Below are 25,659 nucleotides of genomic sequence, written 5' to 3' on the forward strand. Positions count from 1 at the left end.
TTCTCAAACACGCTCTAAGTGCAAATCTCAATGGGTGAATTGGTGGGGAAATAGCTACGTTCTTCGCTGGTGAGATCACGGCCAACAACGGAACACAAATGGCGCTTCCAGAGGTCTGGGTCGAGGCGGAACAATCCCAAGCGTCCCTCCGAAGATCGCAGCAGTACCTGACCATTGCTTGCCGCAGCTATAAAGGTCTGAGGTTTTGCAAACTGGTAGGTTTCCCGATGTCCGGGGTCGTCCGCCTGTAGGAAGTGCACAGAACTATTATTCGCCAGGAAGAATCCGGTGCCTCCGGTCAAGTCCGCTGTCCATTGGTCTGGATTCAGCGGCCCGAGAGGTCCCACCACTCTTTCGGGGTTTTGCCCTGGAAGTACTGACCATAATTCCACCATGCCGCCTGTTGTCATCACGGCCGCGTAGCGCGGGTCCTCCAGAAATACAGCCACATTGAGATCGGGTCCGAGCTGAATGCGAAGTTCTTTATTCTCCTCGCCGGTGGACAGATTTACGGCATGTACGTCTGGCTCTCCTCGGACTGTGACTCCTACGTGTCCCGGTGCGGGATGGCGACCCACAAAATAGTGCGGCTGTTCTTTTGTGGTGAGCCTTAGGTCGTTTAGATCGATGGGCGGTGATAGGCGGCGTCCCTCGTGGGCATCCCAATGTTCAATGAGTGATCCTGAAGTTGTCACGAGTTGCTCGTCATTCAGGAAGCGATATTGCAGCAATTCCTGCAATTCGTTCTCACCGGCTAGGGGTTCTGTCACGGCGAACTCGGTCACTCGACGTAGCGAGGGAAGCGATCGGACCGTGATCCGGTTCTGATCCGACACGTCGGCCACCAGAGTCTCGGTGTCGTTGAGTGCGAGACTTTGGTATGTGTCCGGGGGCGCGGAGGCGCTAATATCGGCTTCGGCGAGAATTTTCCAATTATTCTCCGTATCGATGACATGCAATTTGTCTCCGTCTGAACCCACTCGGACCACCATGGTGCCTCCGTCGCCGAGTAGTTCTGGAAATCCGTAGGCGGTGCCTCCGGTTTCTTCGACTAGTGCCCATCCAGTGATCCCGTTTTCTTTCCGGGTGACAAGAACGGGCTCGCGTGCTGTCCCCAAGAGAGGTAGATGAGCGATTCCTGATAAGTTCGTGGGGCCGAAGAACGGCATCGCCCTCCCCTGTCTCGTCGAGATGTCCACGAGATTCCATCCACCCTCAATGTCGCGAATCACGAATCGCTCTCCTGCCGCTGTGACGTTCACGTTTTCGCAGGATTCCCCCTCTTCGATATAGTCGCTTAAAACCTTTCCGTCAGCCACACGTCTGGCTTGATAGTGGGCCTCCCTATAGAAATCGATATTAGAATCCACCTCTTGGCAGACGACCACTATGCTGCCATCCCCGGAAACTCCTGTGCTCTCACTTTCGATACCGCTTGCCAGCTCACTCATCATGCCGGTATCGATATCGACCACCACTATCGAGTATTCTATTGACAGCGGATCGGAGTCAGGGCTGTGTATGGCCACGAGCGTGTTCTCGTCCGGTCCGAACCACACATCCGAGAGTCGGGTGACGTTCTCTGGCATCAACTGATACCGTCCCGTTTCCAAATCCCAGATCCGCGTAGGCTGTTCTGAGTCCACCGCTGACACCCCGACCAACCGGCGGGCATCCGGAGAGAAGTCCAATATTTTTATATCGCCGAATACCCATGCGCCCAGGGAGCGTTCTTCAAGCGCGCCCTGAAGTCGATGTGGAGGTCCGACCATTTGTTGCCCTGAAGGCATCACGTCATGCCAGACGACTGTCCCGTCTGCGTCATGCGTGTAGGCGATCCGCCGCCCATCCCTGCTGACCACAGGTGACAAGACGTTTTCAGCGAGCCGGAGCTGCTCCTGCCTGACCTCACCCTCGGTCGTGCGCACGAACAGAGTGGCACGACCTCCCTCGGTCGTCACCAGTGTCACCGCACCGTCCGCGCTCATGGCAGCCCCCAGGATCATCCCCTCAGCGCCCGATAGCGTCCACGCAGCATCCTGGAACTCCTCATACCGGCGCATCAGCGAGCTACGGGCCTCTTGCGTCGGTGCGATCTCGTACGCCGCGAGTGCGACCAGAACAGCCTGACTGGGGTTGGACGCCATCAACTCGTCCGATTGAATTGCAAGCGCCCGTGACCATCCCTCAGCCGTCCGTTGCGCGCTCACGTTCGATTCCTGGATGTAGAACCCGAGTAGTCCGGCAATCAGCACCAGGGCCAGGACGCCCGCGGTCCAGGCCGTCCAAGCTCGTCTCCGTAACACCATTCGGCGTCGACGGGCCTGGGCCAGGAACTCCCGCTGCTCTCCGGTCAGGTCCGCCTCGCGCCCCCTCAGTCTTCCTTCCAGAGCGGCGAGCTGGGTGCCGGTGAGCAGGTCGGCCGGACTGTCTGCATGACGCCACCGCTCCAGGTCGTGCTGCACCTCCGCGCGTGCTGCCAGGAAACCAGCGCTTGCTCGGACCTCATCGGCGAGCGCCGGCCAAGCCGCGATCAGCGCCTCATGGGACAACTCCGCGCTCTCGGGCTGACCATCACCGCCGTACAGAACCAGCAGGCGCCAGCGCCGTTCAGCCAGAGCCTGCACTAAACGCCAGCGTTTGTCCCCGGCTTCTTCCCGCGTCAGAATGCGCCGTAGTGGAGCTTCGCCTCCCGGAAGCACCCGCACCAGCCCTGTCAGCAGCAGTCGTGCTTCCGCCTCGTCCCCTGGTCTGACGCATGTGCGCCACGCCTCCTCGGCATGGCCTCGCAAGGCACCGGACACCCCGCCGAGGTCCTCGTACACCGAAGCCTGTAGCCGCCCGACAGCCCGGCGCTCCCATAATTCCTTCAAGACGAAGCCCAGCAGCGGGAGGATCCCCGGTTCGTCACCGGCATCGTCCAAGATGCGCCGCTCAAGCCCAGGGTCGTACTCGACGGCCGGAATCCGCCTGAGCGGTTCGGTGATCACCTCGTGCAGTTGGTCTCGTGTCATGGGTGTGAGCGGGAGCGTCACACCACGTTTCAACACAGGGCCAAGTTGCGCGTGACTCAGTGTGGCATCCATGAAATCGGCACGTAGGGTGACAATGACCCTCAGGCCAACCGGCTGGTGCTCTGGGAAGAGCAGCGCGACAGCCTGTGCGATTTCCGGCGCAGAGCGGTTCAACAGAGCTTCGGCCTGATCGAGTACGACCAGTAATCGTTCTGCTTGTCCTCCTGCTGCATGATGGAAGGCATCTGGGAGCCCTGAATCGTCCAACCACTGTTCTATCTGATCAAGGCTGCTCGCCCGCGCGGGACCATAGCGTTCCGACCTCGCAACATCGAACAGTTTCGTCGCAAGGGCCGCCTTCGGAGATGCGATACCGCCGGCATCGACCACCAGGACCTCGTAGCCCTCCTGCCGCATCCTCGGCACCACACCGGCAAGAACCAAGGATGACTTACCGCAGCCGGACGGTCCGTATACGGTGACGACGGGGTGAGTGCCCTGTAAAGCCACGACCGCCTCGTCGACATCAGCATCCCGACCGAAGAAGACGTCCGCGTCGTCTTCCTTGAGAGTGGCCAGCCCTCGGAAAGGCGTGGGCGGAAGCAGAAGGGCCGCGAGCTCGGGTATCTCGCGCAGGAGAGTTCTCGTGCGCAGCACGTAGACCTGCTGGGCGTCCTGTTCCGGCTGTGCCGCGACCACGAGGCCGACCGCCGCACCCAGTTCGTTGTCCCAGACAGGACTGCCGCTGAAGCCCTTCTTGACGTACGCGGCCTGTCCGTCAGCGCGGGAGAGCTGTATCCAGCCCTCCTCCGTGGCGCCACCGAATTTACCCCGGAACCACAGTGTGGTCGGTTCACCGCTTGTGAACCCCACGGCCCGCGCCCCATGCTCCCACACGTCTTCCGGCTCGGCCATGGGCAGTGGGCGCGCACCGGAAACGGCCTCTCGCAGCCGCAGGAGAGCAACGTCTCCTGTACGGTTCGGCCGAATCGGTCTCCACTGTTCCACCTCGGCCACCCATTGACCGGGGCCATCGGGCAGCGGCTCGGCCAGCGGAAAATCGACCATGACCACAGCCCCGGCTGCCACCTCATCCTGCCGAGAACGGCCGAGAGCATCCGAAACGACATGGGCGCAGGTCAGCACCAGGTCCGGTGCGATGAGGGTGCCCGCGCCGCAGACCGCACCGTCCTCTCCCCTGATCCGGGCCACCCCTGAAGCCAACATTTCGTCCGCACTCCGAGATCGCATCCCTGGCACTAGCGCCCCTGCCCCTTATCCGAGTGAAGTCCGCTGGTCAGCCCTGCCGTGAGTTATCAGAAGGAGAATTTTTCATGTCGCTCTTGTTCCAAGTCAGGCTCACAGAAAAATTGGCTTCTGTTGCGGTGCTAGCCACGACAAGTTCCGCCTCGACCGACAGCGAAACTCCAAACTCCAGAGTGATCTCATCCGGTGCGTGAGCCAGCTCTCTGAATCTTTCTACAAAGCTTTCCGCCACAGGTCGAACGGTGTCCAGCATCTGACCGAACGACCGTTCGGCTCGTGCCATGGATCGGCCGCCACGGCCAACCCGGACGAGGGCTTCGTCTACCTCGCGGATCTGCACGCGGATTGTTTCATCACTGCTGTCACTCAAGGGTACTTCGACCGTTCGGACCAACCGCTCGCTCATGGCAACCTCCAATATTTGGGCCCTAGGAGCGTAACGAAAACGGCATTCCTAATGCTAGATCTTCGATGGGAACTTCCCGAGTCGGATTCTTGTGCGGCGAAGATTCTTGAGAATAAAGTAAAATTTTTCATGTTGCTTCTTTGGAGTGAAGATCCAGGGCAGTTCGGGTGGTCCTGTGTGGTGTCGGTGCTGCGCGGTGGTGGGGGATTCATCGGGGCATGGCTGGGTGTATCGGCGCCACGCGAGCGGACTTTCAATCCGTGGGATCAGGGTTCGAGCCCCTGGGGGGGCTACCCGAAAAACCCCATTTCAGAGGCCGCTTTCAAGGTCTCGGACCTGGGTTTTCCTCGTTCCCGGAGCCGGTTGGTCGCTCGGAGTTCGTTCTTTTGTCTCGGCCGTGCCTTTCACCTTCCGAGCATGCTCGTTCCACCCTTCTTCGCCGTGCTCGCCCCCGGTCCGTCCGCGGCCCGCTGCGCCGCTGAACACGCCCCGATGCCGCGTTGACCCCGCCCGGTGGCCGTATACGGCCACCGGGCGCCGGGTCGGGTGATCCCTGCCGTGGGTGTGGTTGCATGAGAGCCACGTTGTGACCGCGAAACTCCCTGTGTTGAAGGGTTTGTGATGGTTGACTGGGCCGCTGCCGCGACCGCTGGGGCCACCGCGATCGCCACCGCCGCCGGGACCGGGTTGTGGCAGGACCTCCACACCCGGTTGAAGGGCTGGTTGGACAACCTCGGGGAGAGGAAGGCCGAGCGGGCGTTGCTCCGGTTGGAGGCCACCCGCGCCGAGATCGAGGCCGCTCCCGAGGACACCGCGGTGCGGGAGAACGCCGAAGCGAGGTGGCGGGAGCGGTTCGAGGACTTCCTCGATGAACTCGAACCCGCCGAACGCGACGCCCTGGCCCGAGAGTTGCTGACGTTGGCCGACGCGGTGCTGGACAAGGCCGCCCAAACCGGTGTGGTGGCCGGGGACGGTGGTCTGGCGGTGGGTGGGGACCTCACCGTCAAGGCGCGGGACCAGGGGATCGCCGTGGCGAACAACCAGGGTGGGATCAACATCGGCGCAAACCCTCCCCGGCCGGGGGCGGAGAAGAAGGCCTAGCCGCCGCCCCCGGAGAAACCCCTCCACCTCTCGCAGGAACCACGGTCACCGGTGACGTGACCGCGACGGCCTCCGGATACGGCGTCGCGATCGGTGTCGCGCACGGCGATATCCGCGTCACCCATATCCACCGGACGAAACAGCTGTCCTGGCCGGTGGTGCTGGGACAGGTCCCGCCACGGGCCGGTCACTTCCAGCACCGCCGAGAGGAAGAGCGCCTGGACCGCCTGGCCGACGATCGGCACGCGGTGGTGTTGGCCGGGATGGGCGGGGTGGGCAAGACCCAGCTCGCCGCCCACCACGCGCGGGGTTTGTGGGAGTCCGGACGGGTGGACCTGGTGGTGTGGGTGCCGGCGTCGTCGCGCTCTCGGATCGTGCAGACCTACGCCCAGGCCGCCCATCACCTGTTGGACGGGGCGGTGCCCGAGGAGCCCGGCGCGGCGGCGGTGCGGTTCCTGAGTTGGTTGCAGACCACCGACAAGCGTTGGCTGGTGGTGCTGGACAACCTTGACGACCCCTTCCAGGTGCAGGGGCTGTGGCCGCCCACCACGCCTGTGCCGCACCCGGATGGGAAAGGCTTCGAGAGGAGGGAGGGCGCGGTGGCGGGGCGGGTGGTGGTCACCACCCGCAGGACCGATCTTCACCTGCCCGGACTCGAACGGTCCTCGATCAACGTGGGTCTGTACACGCCAGAGGAGTCCCTGCACTACCTGCGACAAGCCCTGGGCGGCCTACCCGCGCTCCAGGAAGAGCTGGACGAACTCGCCGAGGAGCTGGGACACCTTCCCCTGGCGTTGACGCACGCGACCGCTTTCCTCCATGCCCGAGAGGGCCGGATGGGCTGTACCGCCTACCTGGCCAGGTTCAGGAACCATCGGCGGGCCTTGGACCGGAACTTCCCTGATCAGCCGCTGGAGGACTACCCCGCCACGGTGGCCACCACCTGGAAGATCTCCATCGAGTACGCCGACACCCTCATCCCCCAGGGGCTGTCGAGTCCGCTGATGCGGCTGATCGCTCTGCTGGACCCCACGGGTATCCCCCTCGCCATCCTGACGTCCGAGCCGGTGCTGGAGTACCTGGCCCGAGGCGATGACGCCCGGCATCCTCCCGAGACGGACGACGTGATCGATGCTCTGGAGTTGTTGCACCGCCTTCACCTGGTCACACTCACCGGAACCGAGACCTCGCACGTTTCCGAGGGGGACGGCGTCGTGGTGACGGTGCATCGTCTGGTGCAGCGCGCCACCCGTGAAGACCCGGACCTGCGCCCCGACCGGGCCCTGGTCGATGTCGCCGCGGACACGCTGGCCGGCGACTGGCCGGACACGGTGCACGCCACCGTCCACGGTCAACGGTTGCGCTCTAACACCACCGTTCTGGCCTCTCATGCCGGGGACTGGTTGTGGGAACCGGAGGGGCACCTGGTGCTGTTCCGACTGGGATCGAGCCTGGGCGGAGCGGGGGCGGTGTCCGAGGCGATCGCCTACTGGCGGGACATGACACGGACCGCTGAGCGAAACCTGGGCGCGGATCACCCGAACACGTTGACCACGCGGAACAACCTGGCCAACTGGCGTGGTGAGGGCGGTGATGTGGCGGGTGCGGTGGCCGAGTTCGAGGCGGTGTTGGACGCGCACGTGCGGGTGTTGGGCGCGGATCATCCGGACACACTGGCCACGCGGAGCAATCTGGCGTCGTGGCGTGGTGAGGGTGGTGATGTGGCGGGTGCGGTGGCCGAGTTCGAGGCGGTGTTGGACGCGCACGTGCGGGTGTTGGGCGCGGATCATCCGGACACCTTGATCACGTGGAACAACCTGGCGTCGTGGCGTGGTGAGGGTGGTGATGTGACGGGTGCGGTGGCCGAGTTCGAGGCGGTGTTGGACGCGCACGTGCGGGTGTTGGGCGCCGATCACCCGAACACGTTGACCATGCGGAACAATCTGGCCCTTTGGCGTGGGCGATCGGGTGATGTGGCGGGTGCGGCAGCCGAGTCCGAAGCGGTGCTGGACGCACGGTCGCGGGTGTTGGGCGCGGATCATCCGGACACCTTGATCACGTGGAACAACCTGGCGTCGTGGCGTGGTGAGGGCGGTGACGTCGCGGGTGCGGTGGCCGAGTTCGAGACGTTGCTGGACGCACGGTCGCGGGTGTTGGGCGCGGATCATCCGGACACCTTGATCACGTGGAACAACCTGGCGTTCTGGCGTGGTGAGGGCGGTGACGTCGCGGGTGCGGTGACCGAGTTCGAGGCGGTGTCGCGGGTGCAGTCGCGGGTGTTGGGGGCTGACCATCCGAACACGTTGACAACGCGGAACAATCTGGCGTTCTGCCGTGGTGAGGCTGGTGATGTGGCGGGTGCGGCAGCCGAGTCCGAAGCGTTGATCGAGGATCGGTCGCGGGTGTTGGGCGCCGATCATCCGGATACGTTGACCACGCGGAACAACCTCGAACGCTTTCGTGCGATCGATCCTCGATGAGATCGATAGGTGCCGACGTTCTCCGCCTCACCCGACCTCTGCGCCATGAGCCTTCACCCACGGTCGTGGGTGAAGGCTCATGACCCCGTTGCGGCGGTGCGGCTAACGGGTGGACCGTGTGCGCCCGGCAGCGGTCCGCCCGCCGCTGAACGCCCCGGTGCCGTGTCGACCCGCCTCAGGTGTTCATCGCTCGCACTCCGGGGAGCCGACGGCGTGGTCGGCGACCGATGCACGGAGAAGTGTCAGATCTGAAGAGCGGGGGGCGTCATGCGCGCGGAGTCCTCACGTTGGGGGAGGCCCCAAGGTAGGGGACCGCCGTCCGACGGGTCCACCCGTTTTCGCGAGCGCCGGCGGCGGGACGGTCCCGGCGTGCGCGAACGTCCTTGAACACTGTTCTTCGAACCGGTGAGAGCGCGGAGCCGGGTTCGGATCGGGGCCACGGGCACGGCCCCGTCGAAGACCGCGGCCCGAGGGTCGTGAGGGTCGCGGCCCGGTCCCGCTTGAGCGGATCGGCGCATCGCTCCACCCGCGCCCCCGACGGGCCGACTCCCCGTCGAGCCCTCGCGGCGGCGGTGCGCCCCCGGGACGGGCCCGGTGCGGGGGAGACGATCCCGCCGAGGGTGTCGGCGATGCCCCTGACCTCCATCGAACGTGATCCGTGGCGGCCGTGCCGCGTGAGGCCGACCGGAGCTTCGAGCGCCTCCACGGCCACCTCCATCGGGGCGGCGCACCTCCTCCGCCCCGGCGCGACGCCCGCCGCCGGCCCGAGCGCTTCAGCCGGGTGTCCACGACGTTCCACGACGCCCTTCGCGGGCCATGCGGTCCCAGATCCCGGGAACCCGACTCCGGAGAACGCGGGACACACCACCATCACCCGCGGCGCGGAGCGCTCACCGCGAATCGGCGGGAGCGGGTGCTTCTTCCTCGCGGCGATCGAGGCGGCGCAGGAGCCACACTCCGTAGCAGACGAAACCCGCGGCCACACCCAGCTGCACCGGCCAGGGGGCGGCACCGGGGCTGGCGTACTGCGCGAAGTTGTAGAGCGCGTGCGCCGCCACCAGCGGCCAGATCGTGGCCAGATGGAACCGCACGGCGGCGTAGCCGAAGCCGAAGGCGGCGGTGCTCAGTACCTGGAACAGTGTGTCGCCGAGGTCGCGGTTGAACCAGACACCCGACAGCGCGTGACCGAGCCCGAAGAGCACACCCACCCAGACCGCTGCGGGCATCCGCCCCGACCGGGCGAGCACGTGCTGTACGACGCCTCGGGAGAGGCTCTCCTCGGTGATCCCGACGACCAGGCAGAACACCGCCAGACGCACGAGCGTCTGAGCGTCGCCTTCGATGCCGGGTACGACGTAGACGGCGCTGACCAGGAAGAGGGGCACCGTGACCCCGAAACCGGGGACGCCCGTCCGGATCGGCGCGAACCCGGTGTGACGCCAATCGCCCATGGCGATGGCCGCGAGCACCGGTACCGGCAGGGTGCAGAGGGTGATGAGAGTGGCACCCAGATGGGGGGCGTCCTGTGAGGGGACGAGTTCGGCGGCCACGAAGAGCACGGCGTGCCACAGCAGGGTCAGGGCTGCCGCGAGAGCGAGTGGGGGCAAGGAGAAACTGGAGTCGCGACGGGACACGCGTTCGATGCTAGCCGGGCACCGCGAGTCGACCGGGCACGGCGGCGCGGGTTCCTCGGCGATCCCGCCGGTCGGACGGCACCGACCGTGGTGAGGGCGTCCCACACGACCGCGAAGAAGCCGATCATCGGGACGGGAGCGGTGCTCCGCCACCTGTTCCGTGACGGGTGTGACGCAGACTGTGGCGGGTGCCGGAGGCCCACGGATTCGATCCGTGGCCTGCGAGGCGGGGTGCCTGCCCGGTGACCGCTCTGTCGCCGGGGGCCGGTGGCCGGGTGGCGGGGTCATCGGGGCACGGGCGGGCGTACCGCCGCGACGGGAGGCGGCCCCTTATCCATGGGTCCACGGTTCGAGCCCCCGCAGGTCCACCCACGAGACCCCGCGTCGGGTTCCTGCCCCAGTCGCCGCCCTCGGGATCCTCGTGTTTCCGGGGCCGTCCACTCGCTCCTCCGGGTCTCCCACGCCCCGAGCGACCCGATGCTCTCGGGTGGGGGACGGTGGACCTCCCCGTGGGCCCCCGGGCTCAGCCGTGGCCGGCGCCCCCGATGACGTGCGGGAAGGGGCGGGGAAGGTCCCCCTTCAAGGGCAGCTCGACGACCGGCACGTACCTGCCGACCGCCTCCCCGCCGTACTCGTCGCTGTAGCTGAGGGTCCCGCCGCCCGCGCGGACCTCGTGGGCGCTGTTGAGCAGCATCAGCTGGGAGCCCACCTCCGCCGCGGTCGGGGGAGCGTCCCCCAGGTCCATCTCGTTGGTCATCCGCACCGCGCTGGCCGCCACGGCGAACGCGTCGTGGTGGACCAGGGCGTACCCGTTGTTGAGGGCGGCGGGGTCGTCGTCGCCGATGTACTCGTGGAAGGCGTTCACGAAGGACGCGTAGTGCGGCGGTACCTCGGCCGAGGCGTCGCCCGTACTCCAGCGGGGGTCGATGGACGAGGCGTAGACCAGCGTGATGTCGCCCTCGGCGAGGTGGCCCATGACCTCCTCGTCGTCCAGGGCGCTCAGGCCGATGACGGAGAACAGCACCCGGAAGGGCTGACCGGCGCAGGGCCGGTGGGCGAGGGAGGCGAGGAACTCCCGAAGGTCCGGGGTGCGGCCCGCGAAGAACACCGTGTCGGTGCCCGAGGCGCATATGTTGAGGACCACCGTGTGGAACAGGCCCGCCCGGGGCGGGTCGCCGACGGTCGTGCCCGCGTACTCCTGGGGGTGGCCGACGAGGTGGGCGCCGAGCCGGCTCTCGTAGGCCTGGCGCAGGGAGCCCACGAACAGGTCGGACGCGTTGGCGTCGTAGACCAGGGTCGCCCGTGCCGGTTCCTTCTGTTCGTCGAGGTAGGAGCGCAGCGCCCGCACGTACTCGGTGTTGCTGGGCGCGGCGCGCATCAGGCCCGGCGTCTCGGGGTGCGCGAGGCCGTCGGCCGTGACCGCGGCGGACACCATGGGAATGCCGTTCTCGTGGAGGCGATCGGCCACGCTCGCGGTGGACTCCACGCTCACTCCCATGCCGACGACCGCGACGAGGGGGTTCGCCTCGTCGTCGGCCATCGCGACCAGTGCGTCCACGACCGGCTCCCACTGTCCCTGTCGGCCCCCCATGTTGGCGAGGTACAACTGGATGGCCGGGCTCTCGTCGCCGAAGTGGGGAGAGTGGTTGGCCCGCATCTGCGCGGTGTGCGCGCCCTCCAACGCGCTGACGACGCGCGCCGGGTCCATCGGGCTGACCTCGCCGAAGGTCAGCGTGCTCAGCAGGGCGATCCGCACGACGTGACCGCCGGCCTCCGCCACCCGCTGGTTCTCCCGGACGATGTCGGCCTGTACCTCGGTGTACTCCTCGTGGTAGACGAACGAGCCGTCGGTCACGCCCACGCACTGCCCGTCGGTCAGCCGCACGCCGCTGGCGGGCCCGCCGCAGGTGAACACGTCCCAGTGCAGAACGACCGGGATGACGAGCAGGAGCACCGGTACGGGTACGACCTGCTTCCACCACCGCCTCAGCCACCTCCGGACGAGAGAGGTCGGGCCGTCGGGCACGTGCGCCGACGGGGACGTGTCGTTGGGGCCGGTCATGGTCGTCCCTTCTGTGGCGGGCGGTCGCTCATGCCTTGACGCCGAACCTGGCGACCAGCCGCAGGTGCCGGGCGGCCTCCTCGAAGATGTGGGCCGCCCCTCGTGGGGCCCGCCCGGCGAGGTCGTTCAGCGCCATGTGGCAGACCGAGTGCAGGGCCCCCGAACGGAAGAGGTCGGGGTCGCTGAGGATGTGACGGGCGGTGATGAGCTTGAGGAGGATCTCGGTCTCCTCGGAGCCCTCCGTCCCCTCCGAGACCGCGTGCGCCTGCCACGTGTTCGTCCACGCGTCCAGAAGGGGTGACGACGGGCGCACGCGCAGGGGCGCCGTGGTGACGCTCCGCAGCAGCCGGACCCACTCCTCGCCCCCGATGTCCGGTGCCCTGAGCCAGCCCTGGAAGTGCCAGGCCACGCGGGTCGGCTGCCCGGCGCAGAGGCGGTGGTAGATCTCGTGTTCGGCGGAGTTCCGGTCGGCGGACCGCCCGCTCTGGTAGTGGTCGGCGAGCCTGCGGTGGACCGCGTCCCAGTTCCCGGGGGAGCCCTCCGGGCGCCTGGCCAGTCTCCGCGACAGCAGGCGTCGCAGCACCGTGACCGCCTCCGGGTCCGTCCGGTCCCACAACGGGTGTTCGAGGAGACGCTCCTCCTCGACGCGCTCGGTGAACTCGCCCGAACGGTTCAACCACAGCCCCGCGTCGGAGTCCTTCGCCGCGGAGCAGGTGACGAGCGCGTCCCGAAGGCGCTGGTCGAGCAGGTCGGGATCGACTCCGAGCGCCGTCGTGAGCATGAGCTCCTCCACGGTCACGGGGGACTCCAGCCCGGTGGCCGGGTCCACCGGGCGGTGGGAGAGCGCGTCGTGCAGGCTGCTGCCCCGCACCGCGACCCAGGCGTCGACGAGCCGTGCGGTGGCTCCGGGGTGCCCTCCGGTGAAGTCCCCGAGGAGGTCGACGATCTCGTTCGAGACGTGGCCGCCGCCCTTGGTCCGGGAGCGCGCGCGGGAGATCAGCTCACCGATGTCACGCCGCCCCAGCGGAGCCAGAGGGGAGAAGAGCATGTACTGCCGTGTGCTCTCGTAGAGCCTTTCCGGGGGGACCGTGTCGACCGTGGTGGCGACGACGGTGAGCGGCTCCGGGAAGCCGACGCCGCCGAAGAGGGGCGCCCTGCCGAAAGGCGCCGGCGCCTCGGCCAGGGACCTGAGGAGCACGGGGCCGACCCCCCGATCGGCGTTGTCCAGCAGGAGAACGGGTGTGGGCTGGTATCCCACGCGTCGGGCCGCGTGTCGGAGGTCGGTGAAGAGGGCCTCGCTGAGGAAACGGCCCACCTTCTCGCGGTTGGAGACGCGGGAGACGGTGTCCACGGCGTCGGGTTCGCGGGCCTGCAACCACAGGTGGTAGAGGGAGTCGGCCACCTGTTCTCTGGCCTGCCCGCCCTGGCCCTGGGTCCGCATCCACTCGAAGACACCCTCAAGGGCGCGTACGCCCATTCCCGTGACCGCCGTGACCCACTTGGTGATGTCGACGGGCAGAGGGTCGGCGCCGATCAACTCCGCCGGAGGGATGAGGTCCCCCGCGTTGCCCAGGAGTCTCCCCAGCCGCCCCATGCCGCCGGGCCACACCTGGTCCACCAGCTCGGTGATCTGGGCGTGTGCGCGTTCCTCCCCGCCCATGAGGTCGCCGTACTCGCCCGGCACCGCGTCGGGGCCGATGTCCAGGCGAATGGTGATCAGGCAGATCCAGAGCCGGGGGAACCGGAGGCGCCCGTAATACCTCAGTGCGCGGGCCAGCCCTTTCTCCCGGTGGGAGGCGATGGCGGCGAATACCGCGGGAACACTGGAGTGATATCTGATGTCCGCGAGGTCCACGTGGGCGTAGGGGATTCCGAGTCTTTCCAGCTCCTCGGCCTTGTGCCGTACGAAATGGGATTTTCCGTATCCCTCCGGCCCGTGGACGAGCAGGATGGGGCGTCGGCGACCTGGAAGCCCGGACCAGTCGGGATCCACGAGGTCCTTGTAGTAGGAGGCCTGTGCCTCCTGTCCGACCGGTGTTCCATGGCCGCTCGGCACCTCCGCGCCACTCGTCACGCCCCGGACCGCCTCCCGTTCTCCGCGCTTGTTCCGGCCTTCCGAAGACTGATGATGCGCGTTTTTCCCGGGTTTATGACTGGAGCACTTCTTTGTGACATACGCGTTATAGGGGGTTTTCGAGCTTTCGCCTAATATCGATGCCTTTGAGGTGTTCTTGCTGTTCTGGGGGTGAGTCGCGCCCAGAAGTCCGCCGCCGGACGAGCCCCCGGGGCCGGGAGCGGAGGGCGCCCTCCGCCTCCGCGATCTCCCGGGTCCGGCGTTGTCGCCTCGGCGGGGGCGAGGACATGGTCCCGTCCGACGGATACCGCCCCGTTCCGTCATGGCCCCGCGGTCGGCGCCGCGCGATGGTCGGGGGACGCGGACGGCCGCTCGGACGCCTCCGGCGGTCTTCGTCCCACGCGCGGTCCGCCCCGCCCACGGCCCGGTGCCCGGCGGACGGATCGTCGTGTCGGGCACCGGACGGTGCGGGTGCGGGGGCGTGTGTCAGCCGACGGGGACGGGGTCGTACCGCTCACCCGTCATGGGGTTGGTGGCCAGGCCGGTCTCCCGGTCGTAGTCGACGTCCATCCCCAGGTCCGGGTCGTGCAGCAGCCCCGTGGCGGGGTTGCGCGGCAGACCCGAGTGGGGGTCGATCTCCCAGCCGGTCGTCGGGTCGATCCGGGGGGTCTCCTCCGACTCGGCGGGAGGGGCGGCGGGCTCGGTGGGTTCGGGGGACGGCGCCGTCGAGGGTTCGGCGGCGGACCCGGTCTCCGGTGCCTCCCCGGCGGGGCCCTCCTCCTCGGCGACGATCTCGCCGCGGCCGGCCTGGGACTCCGCGCCGCCCTGGGGGTCGAGCACGCCCCAGCTCACCATGGCGAGGATGACGATGCCCAGGCCCACACGGTAGTAGACGAACGGCATGAAGCTGTGGGTGGAGATGAACTTCATCAGCCAGGCGATCACCACGAAGCCGACCACGCCCGCGACGATCGTTCCCACGAGGGTGGCGCCCCACCCGGCGTACTCGTCACCGCCGATGTCGGTGAGCTTGTACACACCCGACCCGAAGACCGCGGGCAGGGCCAACAGGAAGGCGTACTCGGCCGCGTCCTTGCGCTTGAAGCCCAGCAGCATCCCGCCGGTGATCGTGCCGCCCGACCGGGAGACACCCGGGATCAGCGCGAGCGCCTGGAACATGCCGAACGCCATACCCCGGGGGACGTTCAGGTCCTCCAGTTCCCGGTGCTTGCGCGAGTACCGGTCCACCACACCGAGCAGCACACCGAAGATGATGAGGTTCAGCGCGACCAGCCGCAGGTCGCGGAAGACGCTCTCGATCTGGTCTTCCAGGAGCAGGCCCAGGACCACGATGGGGATGGTGCCGAGGATGACGTACCAGCCCATGCGCGCGTTGATGTCGCCGCGCAGGTCGCGAACGAACAGGGACCTGGTCCACGTGGACAGGATGGCCCAGATCCGCTGCCGGAAGTAGATCACCACGGCCAGTTCCGTGCCGATCTGGCTGACGGCGGTGAAGGCGGCACCGGGGTCGGGCCAGCCGAAGAACGCCGATACGACGCGCAGGTGCCCGCTGGAGGAGATCGGGAGGAACTCGGTCAGGCCTTGGACCAGGCCGAGGACGATGGCTTCGATGAGTGACACGGCAGAGTCTGCTCCAAGCTGCTGCGGTCGCCCCTGTGCGGTGGGATGCGACCACGGTGGACGGGGTACGTCGGGACACGCCCGTGGAAAGGGGTGGGTCGGGGGACCGTCCGGAACCGGTGGGGACCGTGTTTCCGGCGGATCGGGGACCGCGATCGGTGGCCCGGGCCACCGATCGCAGGCAAACGGTAGCGCCACGACCGGTGTGCGGGGTACCGGGCGGGGTGCCGTCCTTCCTGACGAGGGTGTGGTGCAGATATACCGTGGAACGCCGTGGGCGGGATACCGGCCCCACCCTCATCTCCTCACGGCCGGCGCGGGAGGACCTCTCATCGCACGGTTTCCCGTTTCCCGACTCGCTCGGACCCGGATTCGATCCGCGTGTCTTCGCGAAGGACGCGGAGGCCGGTCGCGCGGGTGGAGACCACCCGGAGGCGGCGCCGGAACACGACGGTGATCCGGAGCACATTCGGGACATGGTGCGCGGATGGGGGCGATCGGCGGTCAAATCCCGTTCCGGGTGCCGTCCGTGTCATCGGATTCGTGAGTCAGGTCGCATGCGGACACGGGTTCCGTCGTCACGTGGATCATGCCGGGGTGCGGCGGAGAGCGGGCGCGGACCCGCGCGTTCTGAGAGTCGAGGTGACTCTACTGTCACGAGAGGGTAGGGTTTTTCTCGGAGGGCCGACCTGCTTCCTCCGCGCTCTGAGCCCTCCCGTGATGGCACGGCCGCGGTCATGATCTCTGCCGCGGTCCGTGCCGCCACGCAGGGGCTTGGGACGGTGTCCGGCCGCTCGCGCCAAAGCCGGGGGCGTGCGCGGGACGACTCTCGGGTCGAGCTCGGGGAGCGCACCTGTCCGGGGTCGAACGCTCCGGGTGGTGTACGACTCCGGAAGCCGCTCCCCTCGGACGTCGGTCCGTCGCCGTGCCGGACGGCCCGACCGCCGTGATTCTCCCGGGCGCGTGAGGCGGCGCCTCCTCCTCACTCCTCCTGAGACTCCTCCAGGCAACGCGCCCAGGACCGGGGGACCGCGTCGACACCGTTACGGGCTCCGGCCAGCGCTCCGGCCATGGCCGCGACGCGGCCTCTGCCGTTGTCGACGCTCGCGGCGAACCGCACGACCTCGGGCAGGTCGTCGGGTGAACGCAGGAAGGCGGCGAGCGCGAGGGGTACCGCCTCGGCCGCGGTGCCCCCTCTGCCCAGGGCGCGTACCGCGTCCCTGTGGGTGTACCGTCCCCGGGTCAGGGCGCCCAGCCGGGCCAGTTGGGACCTGAACTCCGAGGACGTGGAGTAGCGGGCCACGGTCGACAGCAGGTGGAACGCGGCCAGTGGTCGTTCCCTGTCCGCGCGGCGGGCGTAGGCGACGGCGCACGCCTGGATCGCGGCGCCCTCCAGTGCCAGGGGGTGGGCGTGGGTGACGTAGGCGCTGTCCCGCGCCAACTGGGCCAGCGGGTTCATCGGCACGGGCAGCAGGCCCACCGGGGCCACCCGCGCGGCGGCACCGGCACCGTAGGAGCCCTTCCCGCCGTAGGCCGAGACGGAGGCGCTCTCCCAGGCGATGCCGTTGACGACGGACAGGAAGATCCTGATCTCCCCGCCGCCGAAACCCCGGTCGGGGTCGCGTTGCCACGCGGCGGTGAACTCCTCGACCAGGCGGTCTCGATCGATGGTGGCGCCCCGGTCGTCCGTCCTCCCTCGTAGGTGCTCGGCCAGGACGAGCGTCAAAGAGGTGATGCCGGTGGGGCGCGGCAGGGGTGGGGCCTCGGCCTTGCGCGAAGGCGTACCGCCGAGGGCGTCCCCGCAGGCGGCGGCCAACAGACAGCCCCGGTCGCGATCTCGGGAGGGGGATCCGGGCGGGTCCCAGGTCGTGGGGTGTGGTCCGGAGGGCGAGGAGGGCATCGGATCTTCTCCGTCCTGATGTGACGTCGAAGGAAACCCTACTCTTACGAGAGGGTAGAGTGTGGAGCGGTCGGGGCGTTCCCCTTGATCTCGTGTCCCCCGCTCCGGCCTCGCGGCGGCACCGCCACGGACGTGAGCCGTCTTCTCCGGCGGGGCCGCCGCGACCACGAACAGGATGTTCCGACGTCCGCTCCTGTGGAGGTACGACCGATGGTCACCCGAACCGACATCGCCGACTCGCTGGAGGGGGCCTTCGGCTCCGGTCCGCTGACGCGCAGGCAGATCATCAGCGCTGCGGACCTGCGCGGCGCGAGCGGGGAGCTGCTCGCCGCCCTGGGGCGGCTGCCCGAAGGGACCTACTCCCACCTGCGTGACCTGTGGAAACACCTGGGCGACGTGCCGAGGGGCGTTTGAGGGGAGTGTGGTTCTGCGGTCTGGGCCGTGGGTCGCCGGGCGGCTCGTGCACGATTCCGAAAGCAGGCCCCGGGGCGGGGTCGTCAGTGCGCACCTGCTCCTGGCGGGACGCGGGATTCCCGTGGTGGAGGTACGCGCGCCCCGGCGGGCGAACACCGCCCGCCCGGCCTGCCGACCGCGACGGGCCGGGGTGGGCGTGCTCGTCGACCGTGACGGCGCGGGGGAGGGCCTGCCGGCCCTTCTGGCGCGGACGCTGGAGATGCCCCTGGTGCCGCTGAGCACCGTTCTCGGTGCGACGCGCGGCGAGGGCGAGGGGTGACCGCGGGCCGGCTCGGTTCCGGCCGCGGCCCCCGGCGGTGGGGCCCGCGAGCGGGTTCAGTTCCAGCCACGGACGCCGATGGGCGCGGGCAGTGGTTCCGTCAGCCAGGTCCACGTGCCGTCGTGCTCGGTGAAGCGGCGCTGCACGGTGTCGACCTCGCCCAGTCGCCAGGACCGGACGACCCGCCACAGGCCGGCGGAGCGGTCTTCGAGGTAGAGGGCGGAGGCGTCGGTGCGCATCCGCAGCGCCTGGTGGGTGGTGGAGGATCCGTCGTTCGTTCGGATTCGGTAGTAGGCCATGGTGGGCTCCAACATCTCGGCGGTGGACGGGAGACACGCCCCTCCTTCTCCGGAGCACATACGGGAGGGGAGGAGGGGCGCGCGGACTCCCGGCACTCCATGACTCTACCCTCACGTCAGGGTAGAAATCATCGAGGGGGGCCACCTCGGTGGAAGAAGCGTCGTCTTTCCCTGCGGTGTCGGCGCGGCGGGTGATCGCGGCCTGCCGTCACCGGTCGGGGGTGGGTTTTCGCCGGTCGGCACGGGCGTCTCCGCGTCTGGGCTCCGCACGGCGGGAGGCGGTGCGACGGAACCGTGGGGGTCGCGTGCCACGGGGGTGTCCCGATTCCCTCGTGCGTAGCGGGCTCCGCGGCGGATCCGAGTCCCTTCCGGTGGACGTCCGCCCATCGTTCCGCCCTCTTCGTCGCGGGGTGGTCAGGTCATCTGACGTGGCATGACGCTCGCCTTGTTCGCCGGCGCGCTACCGTTGCGCGCTACAGGAACCGACACCGAAAATCCGACTCTAACGTTAGAGTAGATTCAGAGAGCAAGGAGCGCCGCGATGCCCGAAGCGGGTCACATGCAGATCGGTGAGGTCGCCGAGCGGACGGGCCTGTCCCTGCGGACCATCCGCTACTACGGGGAGGTCGGCCTGGTCGAGCCCTCGGCCCGCTCGCGCGGGGGTTTCCGCCTCTACACGCAGGAGGACGTCGACCGGCTGAACCTCATCAAGCGGATGAAGCCGCTGGACTTCAGCCTGGACGAGACCCGTGAGCTGTTGGAGGCGCTGGACGGGCTGAACGCCACCGGGACCGAACGCGGAGAGCGCGAGGCCCTGAGCAAGCGGCTCGACGCCTTCGAGGCCGCCGTCACCGCCCGCTGCGAGGCGCTGCGCGACCAGTTGTCCAAGGCCGAGGAGTTCGCCGGACGACTCCGCGCGCAACGGGCCAGGAACAACGCGAGCACGTGAGAACAGAACCGTAAGGAGCGACAGTGACCACAATGGCGACCGCGGACAAGGTGATGGCTGAGGTCGCCGAGGAGGCCGGTCGGCGGCGGACGTTCGCGGTCATCTCTCATCCGGACGCGGGTAAGTCGACGTTGACGGAGGCGTTGGCGTTGCATTCGTCGGCGATCTCTTCGGCGGGTGCGGTGCACGGTAAGGGTGATCGGCGTGGGGTGACGTCGGACTGGATGGAGATGGAGCAGGATCGGGGTATCTCCATCACGTCGGCGGCGCTGCGGATCGATTACGAGGGTCGGGTTCTGAACCTGTTGGACACCCCGGGTCACGCGGATTTCTCCGAGGACACCTATCGGGTGTTGTCGGCGGTGGATTGCGCGATCATGTTGTTGGATTCGGCCAAGGGGTTGGAGCCGCAGACGTTGAAGTTGTTCGACGTGTGTCGGGCGCGTCGGATGCCGGTGATCACGTTCGTGAACAAGTGGGATCGTCCGGGTCGTGAGCCGTTGGAGTTGTTGGACGAGATCGAGCAGCGGATCGGGTTGCGTCCCACGCCGTTGAACTGGCCGGTGGGCATCGCGGGCGACTTCCGTGGTCTCATCGACCGGGCCACGGGCCGGTACACCAAGATGACACGGATGCCGGGCGGGGCCACCAAGGCCCTCGAAGAAGTCCTCGCACCCGAGGAGGCTGCACGGGTCGAGGGTACCGAGTGGGAGCGGGCCCGGGAGGAGGTCGAACTCCTGGAGGCGCTGGGCGCCGACTTCGACGCGGAGTCGTTCCTGGCGGGGGAGTCCTCGCCGGTGCTGTTCGGCGCCGCCCTGCCCAACTTCGGCGTCGGACAACTGCTCCGGGCCATCGTGGGGCTGGCCCCCGCCCCGACCGCCAAGACCGACGCCAAGGGCGAACCGCGCCCCGTGGCGGCCCCGTTCTCGGGTCAGGTCTTCAAGATGCAGGCCAACATGGACCCCTCCCACCGGGACCGGATGGCCTTCCTGCGCATCAGCTCGGGCCGCTTCGACCGGGGCATGGTCCTCACCCACGCCCGTACCGGCCGCCCGTTCACCACCAAGTACACCCAGGCGGTGTTCGGCTCCGAGCGCTCCACCATCGAGACGGCCTTCCCCGGTGATGTGATCGCGCTGGTCAACGCCCAGAGCATCGCGGTGGGCGACACCCTCTACGACGGTCCCAAGGTGGAGTTCCCGGCGATCCCGAGCTTCGCCCCCGAGCACTTCGTGGTGGCGCGGGCCAAGGACGCGGGCAAGTACAAGCAGTTCCAGAAGGGGATCGCCCAGCTCGACGCCGAGGGCGTGGTGCAGGTGCTGACCTCGGACGTGCGCGGCGAACAGGCCCCCGTGCTGGCCGCCGTCGGCCCGCTCCAGTTCGACGTGGTCGAGCACCGGATGGAGCACGAGTTCCGTGCCCCCATCGAGGCCTCCCCGCTGGACTACTCCGTGGCGCGGCGTACCGACGCGGGGTCCGCCGACGCTCTGCACGCCCTGTCGGGTGTGGAGGTGCTCAAGCGCCGTAACGACGGTGAGCTGCTGGCGCTGGTGCACAACAAGTGGCGGCTGCGCGTCATCGAGCGCGACCACCCGGGCCTGCTCCTGGAGCCCCTCCTCGCCGGCGGCGTCGTCGACGAGGAATACTGACCCACCACCAGGCCTTGTCCCAGAGGTGCCGCGCGGTACGGCGACTCGGCCGTGAGCGCGAACACCGGCCCTGCCCCCGTTCTGACGAGGAGTCCCGCTGACCTCCGCGCCGTCCACCACGGACACGTCCACCCCGCGCCGCACCACCGCCCGGATCGTGGCGGCGTCCGCACTGGTCCTCGCCCTGAGCGGCCCCGGCCAGACCGCGGGCATCGCCGTCTTCGTCGACCACGTCATCACCGACCTCGATGTCGGCCGTTCCGCCGTCTCCCTCGCCTACATGGTCGGCACCCTGACCGGTGCACTGGCGCTGCCCTGGATCGGCCGAGCCGTCGACCGTTTCGGCGTTCGGCGGGTGCTCGCCCTGGTGGCCCTGGGCTTCGGTGGTTTCCTCGTCCTGCTGGCCGGCGCGCAAGGACTCGTCGGGCTGACGGCCGGATTCGTCGGGGTGCGCGCCCTGGGCCAAGGCGGCCTGAGCATGATCGCGACCACCGCCGTCGCGATCTCGGTGACCCGCAACCGAGGTGCGCTGCTGGGGTTGACGAGTTCGCTCGGAGCCGCCGGGATCTCCCTGTTCCCCCTGCTCGCCGAGCGGGTGATCACCGTGCTGGACTGGCGTTACACCTTCGTCGCGGAGGGGATCCTGATCTGGGTCGTCGTGCTTCCCCTGGCCTGGTGGGGCCTGCGCGGGGCCGAGCGCCCGGCCCGGGACACCGCCGCTGCTGGCGAGGAGGGGGGCGAAGAACCGGTGGAACCGTCCTGGCCCCTCGCGACCATCGCGAGAACCTCGATGTTCTGGGCGATGGCCGGCGCCATCGCGTGCAGTGGGCTGGTCTCCACGGCCGTCTTCTTCCATCAGATCTCCCTGTTGGGAGAGCAGGGGCTCACACCCGCCCAGGCCGCCGCCAACTTCCTGCCCCAGACCCTGGCGGGCCTGGCGGCGGCGCTGCTGTTCGGCTCGGCCACCGACCGGCTCTCCCCCAAGGTGCTGATGTCCGCCGCCATGGCCATGCACGCCCTGGCCCTGGTCGCCCTGCCATCCGTCTCCCCGGGGCTGGGCGCGCTGCTGTACGGAGCGGCGCTGGGCGCTGCCGCCGCCGGGGCCCGCGCGGTGGAGAGCGCCGCGCTGCCCTTCTACTTCGGTACGGCGAACCTGGGCACCCTGCGCGGCCTGACCCAGTCCGTCGCGGTCGCCTCCACCGCCGTCGGTCCCATCCTGCTGTCCCTGGCCCATGGCTGGGCGGGTTCCTACCGGCCCGGGGTCATGGGTCTGGCGGCCCTGTGCGCCCTGGTGGCCGTCCTGGTCTGCTTCGCCCGCGCACCGCTTCCCGCCATCGGTGGATCACCCGTCGGCTCGGACGAACACGTTCGTGAACATTAAATGTGAACATCCCATGAGCCCACCCAAAAAATCACTTTGGGTTATAAGCGGGAAATGTGGGCGTCATCTATATCACGCCCATGAACTGGATGAACCACCGAACAGTCGCCGTTGTGATAGTTGCCTCAGTTGCTCTACGTGACTCGAACCCTCACGTAAGGGTAAGTTCTTTTCAGGTCACTTCTCGCGCATGAGCGTGGGATGACCGCCTTCTTCCCGACCTGCCTCAGGGGCACGGTCGGGTCTGCGGCGACGGAGCCGCGCCCGGGGCACCACGAGTGCCGCACCGGATCCAGACGCCCGAACGCACCACGGCTCCCGAGTCACGGGCGCGTTCGATCGCATCGTCGCCGAACACCTGACCCGAACACCGCGGTCCTCGTCGTGGGCTGCCCGAAACCTGATGGGTTCCATGAATCTGCTTGTGAAGACGCCTCGTTCGTGGCGATCGAGGATGCCCTCCCCCGCTCAGATCCGCACCGACGTGCTGGCCGGTCTGGTCGTGGCGCTCGCGCTGATCCCCGAGGCGATCGCCTTCTCCCTCATCGCCGGCGTCGACCCCCGCGTGGGCCTGTACGCCTCCTTCGTGATGGCGGTCTCGATCGCCTTCCTGGGCGGGCGCCCCGCGATGATCTCCGCCGCCACCGGCGCCATGGCCTTGGTGGTCGCGCCGCTGTCCATCGAGTACGGCGTCGATTACCTGATCGCCGCCACCCTGCTGGCCGGGCTCATCCAGATCGGCCTGGGCCTGCTCGGCGTGGCGAAACTGATGCGGTTCGTGCCGCCCAGTGTGATGACCGGGTTCATCAACGCCCTGGCCATCCTCATCTTCCTGTCCCAGATGCCCTACCTGACCGACTTCGACATCCCCATCTACGTCATGGTCGCCATCGGCCTGGGCATCATCTTCGGTCTGCCCTACCTGACCAAGGCGATCCCCGCCCCGCTGGTCGCGATCGTCGTGCTCACCGTGGCCGCCGTCGCGATGGGGATCTCCACCCGCACCGTGGGGGACGAGGGCGAACTGCCCGACGCCTTCCCCGTCCCGCTGCTGCCCGACGTGCCGATGACGTGGGACACCCTGACCCTGATCGCGCCCTACGCCCTCACCCTGGCGCTGGTCGGCTTGATGGAGTCGCTGATGACCGCCAAGGTCGTCGACGACCAGACCGAGACCACCTCCAACCACGGCCGCGAGGCCCGCGGTCAGGGCATCGCCAACATCCTCGTCGGCCTCTTCGGCGGTATGGCCTCCTGCGCGATGATCGGCCAGACCATGATCAACATCAAGTCCGGCGCCCGCACCCGGGTCTCCACGTTCCTGGCCGGGGTGTTCCTGCTGATCCTGTGCGTGGGGCTGGGCGACATCGTCGGTCTCATCCCCATGGCGGCTCTGGTCGCGGTGATGATCTTCGTGGCGGCGGTCACCTTCGACTGGCACAGCATCGCCCCGTCCACGCTCAAGCGCATGCCCTGGAGCGAGACCCTGGTCATGGTCGTCACCGTGGTCGTGGTGGTGATCACCCACAACCTGGCCCTGGGCGTGATCGTCGGCGTCATCGTGTCGATGGCGCTGTTCGCGAGCAAGTGCGCCATGCAGGCCGACGTCACCAGCGTCCTGGACCCCGAGGGCGGCACCCGCGTGTACTCCGTCAACGGCGAGGTGTTCTTCGCCTCCACCGGCGACCTGGTCAACCGGTTCGACTACGCCGAGAAGGGTCTGAGCAAGGTCGTGGTGGACATGTCGGGGGCCCATGTGTGGGACTCCTCCGCGGTCGCCGCCCTGGACCGGGTGAGCGAGCACTTCCGCGGTCACGGCGTCGAGGTCGAGGTCACCGGCCTCAACGAGCCCAGCAGCAAGCTCCACAAGGAACTGACCGGCACCCTGACCGGTGGTCACTGACCTCTGCGGGGTGAGTGGGACGGGGCCGCCGGAGATCCTTCCGGCGGCCCCCACCGCTGTCGGAGCCCCGCCGGAGAGTGGCCCGGCGTCCGCCGTCCGGCACTCCGCGTGGATCCGGGCCCGTCGGTCCGATGACCTCCACGGCGGGCGGTCACCGGACCGTGATCGGCTTTTCGAGGTCTGGCGCGGGCACTTCCGTGGAAGACTCGACGCCGCGGGCGACGCCGGTCGACCGCACCCCGACGACGAGTAGGAGACACGGATGAGTGCCCGTTTCCAAGAGCTGGACTGGCGGGCGACGCCGATGGGAGAACTCAGCCTCCGCCGTCGGTACGACCCCCTTTTCCAGAAGGAGGTCCATGAGATCAAGCTCGACGACGACTTCCTGATGTCGAGCCTGTTCACCGCGGCGGAGATCGAGCTGGCCCGGTTGGCCCTGGCCGAGCTGGAGGGAAGGGACGGCCTTCGCGTCGCGGTCGGAGGTCTGGGGCTGGGGTACACCGCGCAGGCGGTGCTGGAGAACCCGGACGTCGGTGCCCTCGTCGTGGTGGAGGCGCTCTCCGAGGTCATCGAATGGCATCGCGGAGGACTGCTCCCCGTCGGTGCGGCGCTGGTCGCCGATTCCCGATGCCGCCTGGAACACGGTGACTTCTTCGCCCTGGTCGGCGCCGGATCGGGCACGGCCCCGCAGGTGGGCGCGGAGCCGTTCGACGCGCTCATCGTCGACATCGACCACTCGCCGAGTCACCTGCTCCACCCCGCCCACGCCGGTCTGTACACGGCGGACGGGCTGCGCCGTCTCTCCGAGGACCTCCTCGTGCCGGGCGGCGTCTTCGCCCTGTGGTCCAACGACGCGCCGGACGAGGATTTCGTCCGTCTCCTGGCGGAGGTCTTCGCCGAGGCCCGAGCGGAGGTCGTCCACTTCCCCAACCCGCTCCAGGGGCGCGACGCGTCCAACACCGTCTACGTCGCCGTGTCGTGACGGCTCCGGTTCCCGGTGCGCGGCCCACGGGGCGGGGGAGGGGCGTCCTTCCTCGCCCCTCCGCGCGTCGGATGGGGGAGTCACCGCCCGGATCACCGGACGGCACGGGTGCCGCCTCGGTCGCCGACCCGGTCCTCCCCGGCCGGGAGCCCCCGGATCCGTTTCCGCCGTCCGACGACCCT

Annotated in this window: 17 protein-coding genes; 9 read left to right on the forward strand and 8 right to left on the reverse strand. The window is 68.3% G+C overall.

The window, feature by feature from the left end:
* Positions 1 to 14: 14 nt before the first annotated feature.
* Together RM479_RS01120 and RM479_RS01125 are read right to left on the reverse strand one after the other, a co-directional pair.
* The gene (locus RM479_RS01120; RefSeq protein ID WP_311509795.1) at positions 15 to 4,226 is read right to left on the reverse strand and encodes an nSTAND1 domain-containing NTPase; all 4,212 of its coding nucleotides are present in this window, start codon (positions 4,224 to 4,226) and stop codon (positions 15 to 17) included.
* An 85-nt stretch (positions 4,227 to 4,311) separates the two neighbouring features.
* Positions 4,312 to 4,686 carry a CU044_2847 family protein gene (locus tag RM479_RS01125; protein ID WP_311509796.1) on the reverse strand — a complete coding sequence of 125 codons (375 nt, stop codon included), beginning with the start codon at positions 4,684 to 4,686 and terminating at the stop codon, positions 4,312 to 4,314.
* Positions 4,687 to 5,307: 621 nt separating this feature from the next.
* On the opposite strand from RM479_RS01125, the gene RM479_RS01130 reads away from it, so the two are divergent.
* Positions 5,308 to 5,787 carry a hypothetical protein gene (locus RM479_RS01130; RefSeq protein WP_311509797.1) on the forward strand — a complete coding sequence of 160 codons (480 nt, stop codon included), beginning with the start codon at positions 5,308 to 5,310 and terminating at the stop codon, positions 5,785 to 5,787.
* A gap of 56 nt (positions 5,788 to 5,843) precedes the next feature.
* Complete coding sequence (locus RM479_RS01135) at positions 5,844 to 8,267, forward strand: tetratricopeptide repeat protein (protein ID WP_311509798.1); 2,424 nt, start codon at positions 5,844 to 5,846, stop codon at positions 8,265 to 8,267.
* Between the two features lie 890 nt (positions 8,268 to 9,157).
* Here RM479_RS01135 and RM479_RS01140 read toward each other — a convergent pair.
* The 5 genes from RM479_RS01140 to RM479_RS01160 all read right to left on the reverse strand — a co-directional run bounded on the left by RM479_RS01140 (position 9,158) and on the right by RM479_RS01160 (position 17,581).
* Positions 9,158 to 9,874, reverse strand: coding sequence for a CPBP family intramembrane glutamic endopeptidase (locus RM479_RS01140; RefSeq protein ID WP_311509799.1), 717 nt, complete (start codon positions 9,872 to 9,874; stop codon positions 9,158 to 9,160).
* Positions 9,875 to 10,424: 550 nt separating this feature from the next.
* Positions 10,425 to 11,963 carry an ABC transporter substrate-binding protein gene (locus RM479_RS01145; RefSeq protein ID WP_311509800.1) on the reverse strand — a complete coding sequence of 513 codons (1,539 nt, stop codon included), beginning with the start codon at positions 11,961 to 11,963 and terminating at the stop codon, positions 10,425 to 10,427.
* 28 nt (positions 11,964 to 11,991) lie between these two features.
* Positions 11,992 to 14,037 (reverse strand): hypothetical protein, encoded by a 2,046-nt coding sequence (locus tag RM479_RS01150; protein WP_311509801.1) that lies wholly within the window; start codon positions 14,035 to 14,037, stop codon positions 11,992 to 11,994.
* Between the two features lie 486 nt (positions 14,038 to 14,523).
* The gene (locus RM479_RS01155) at positions 14,524 to 15,681 is read right to left on the reverse strand and encodes an undecaprenyl-diphosphate phosphatase (RefSeq protein WP_311509802.1); all 1,158 of its coding nucleotides are present in this window, start codon (positions 15,679 to 15,681) and stop codon (positions 14,524 to 14,526) included.
* Between the two features lie 982 nt (positions 15,682 to 16,663).
* On the reverse strand, positions 16,664 to 17,581 hold the full coding sequence (locus RM479_RS01160) for an ADP-ribosylglycohydrolase family protein (RefSeq protein ID WP_311509803.1): 918 nt from the start codon (positions 17,579 to 17,581) through the stop codon (positions 16,664 to 16,666).
* A gap of 210 nt (positions 17,582 to 17,791) precedes the next feature.
* Here RM479_RS01160 and RM479_RS01165 point away from each other — a divergent pair, with 210 nt between their 5' ends.
* Both RM479_RS01165 and RM479_RS01170 read left to right on the forward strand, forming a co-directional pair.
* Positions 17,792 to 17,995, forward strand: coding sequence for a DUF2795 domain-containing protein (locus tag RM479_RS01165; RefSeq protein WP_311509804.1), 204 nt, complete (start codon positions 17,792 to 17,794; stop codon positions 17,993 to 17,995).
* 46 nt (positions 17,996 to 18,041) lie between these two features.
* Entirely contained in the window at positions 18,042 to 18,314 is a 273-nt protein-coding gene (locus RM479_RS01170) for a hypothetical protein (protein ID WP_311509805.1), read from the forward strand.
* A 56-nt stretch (positions 18,315 to 18,370) separates the two neighbouring features.
* Here RM479_RS01170 and RM479_RS01175 read toward each other — a convergent pair whose 3' ends face one another.
* Complete coding sequence (locus tag RM479_RS01175) at positions 18,371 to 18,613, reverse strand: hypothetical protein (protein ID WP_311509806.1); 243 nt, start codon at positions 18,611 to 18,613, stop codon at positions 18,371 to 18,373.
* Between the two features lie 541 nt (positions 18,614 to 19,154).
* On the opposite strand from RM479_RS01175, the gene RM479_RS01180 reads away from it, so the two are divergent.
* From RM479_RS01180 to RM479_RS01200, 5 genes are all read left to right on the forward strand, one after another.
* A complete protein-coding gene (locus tag RM479_RS01180) occupies positions 19,155 to 19,562 on the forward strand; it encodes a MerR family transcriptional regulator (RefSeq protein ID WP_311509808.1) in 408 nt (135 codons plus the stop codon).
* A gap of 32 nt (positions 19,563 to 19,594) precedes the next feature.
* Positions 19,595 to 21,211, forward strand: a complete 1,617-nt coding sequence (locus tag RM479_RS01185; protein WP_311510403.1) for a peptide chain release factor 3 — start codon at positions 19,595 to 19,597, stop codon at positions 21,209 to 21,211.
* A gap of 157 nt (positions 21,212 to 21,368) precedes the next feature.
* Positions 21,369 to 22,592 (forward strand): MFS transporter, encoded by a 1,224-nt coding sequence (locus tag RM479_RS01190; RefSeq protein ID WP_311509810.1) that lies wholly within the window; start codon positions 21,369 to 21,371, stop codon positions 22,590 to 22,592.
* Between the two features lie 403 nt (positions 22,593 to 22,995).
* A complete protein-coding gene (locus RM479_RS01195) occupies positions 22,996 to 24,495 on the forward strand; it encodes a SulP family inorganic anion transporter (protein WP_311509812.1) in 1,500 nt (499 codons plus the stop codon).
* Between the two features lie 262 nt (positions 24,496 to 24,757).
* Entirely contained in the window at positions 24,758 to 25,477 is a 720-nt protein-coding gene (locus RM479_RS01200; protein ID WP_311509814.1) for a polyamine aminopropyltransferase, read from the forward strand.
* Positions 25,478 to 25,659: the final 182 nt, after the last annotated feature.

Origin of the sequence: Nocardiopsis lambiniae, from assembly GCF_031845465.1 — a bacterium.
GTDB classification, from domain to species: domain Bacteria; phylum Actinomycetota; class Actinomycetes; order Streptosporangiales; family Streptosporangiaceae; genus Nocardiopsis; species Nocardiopsis lambiniae.

What these genes read in the sequence shown, in the direction of transcription:
- RM479_RS01200 (WP_311509814.1), top strand. Translation starts at nt 24,758, where the DNA reads ATGAGTGCCCGTTTCCAAGAGCTGGACTGGCGGGCGACGCCGATGGGA.
- RM479_RS01145 (WP_311509800.1), bottom strand. Translation starts at nt 11,963, where the DNA reads ATGACCGGCCCCAACGACACGTCCCCGTCGGCGCACGTGCCCGACGGC.
- RM479_RS01160 (WP_311509803.1), bottom strand. Translation starts at nt 17,581, where the DNA reads ATGCCCTCCTCGCCCTCCGGACCACACCCCACGACCTGGGACCCGCCC.
- RM479_RS01125 (WP_311509796.1), bottom strand. Translation starts at nt 4,686, where the DNA reads ATGAGCGAGCGGTTGGTCCGAACGGTCGAAGTACCCTTGAGTGACAGC.
- RM479_RS01185 (WP_311510403.1), top strand. Translation starts at nt 19,595, where the DNA reads ATGGCGACCGCGGACAAGGTGATGGCTGAGGTCGCCGAGGAGGCCGGT.
- RM479_RS01175 (WP_311509806.1), bottom strand. Translation starts at nt 18,613, where the DNA reads ATGGCCTACTACCGAATCCGAACGAACGACGGATCCTCCACCACCCAC.
- RM479_RS01130 (WP_311509797.1), top strand. Translation starts at nt 5,308, where the DNA reads ATGGTTGACTGGGCCGCTGCCGCGACCGCTGGGGCCACCGCGATCGCC.
- RM479_RS01180 (WP_311509808.1), top strand. Translation starts at nt 19,155, where the DNA reads ATGCCCGAAGCGGGTCACATGCAGATCGGTGAGGTCGCCGAGCGGACG.
- RM479_RS01195 (WP_311509812.1), top strand. Translation starts at nt 22,996, where the DNA reads ATGGGTTCCATGAATCTGCTTGTGAAGACGCCTCGTTCGTGGCGATCG.
- RM479_RS01165 (WP_311509804.1), top strand. Translation starts at nt 17,792, where the DNA reads ATGGTCACCCGAACCGACATCGCCGACTCGCTGGAGGGGGCCTTCGGC.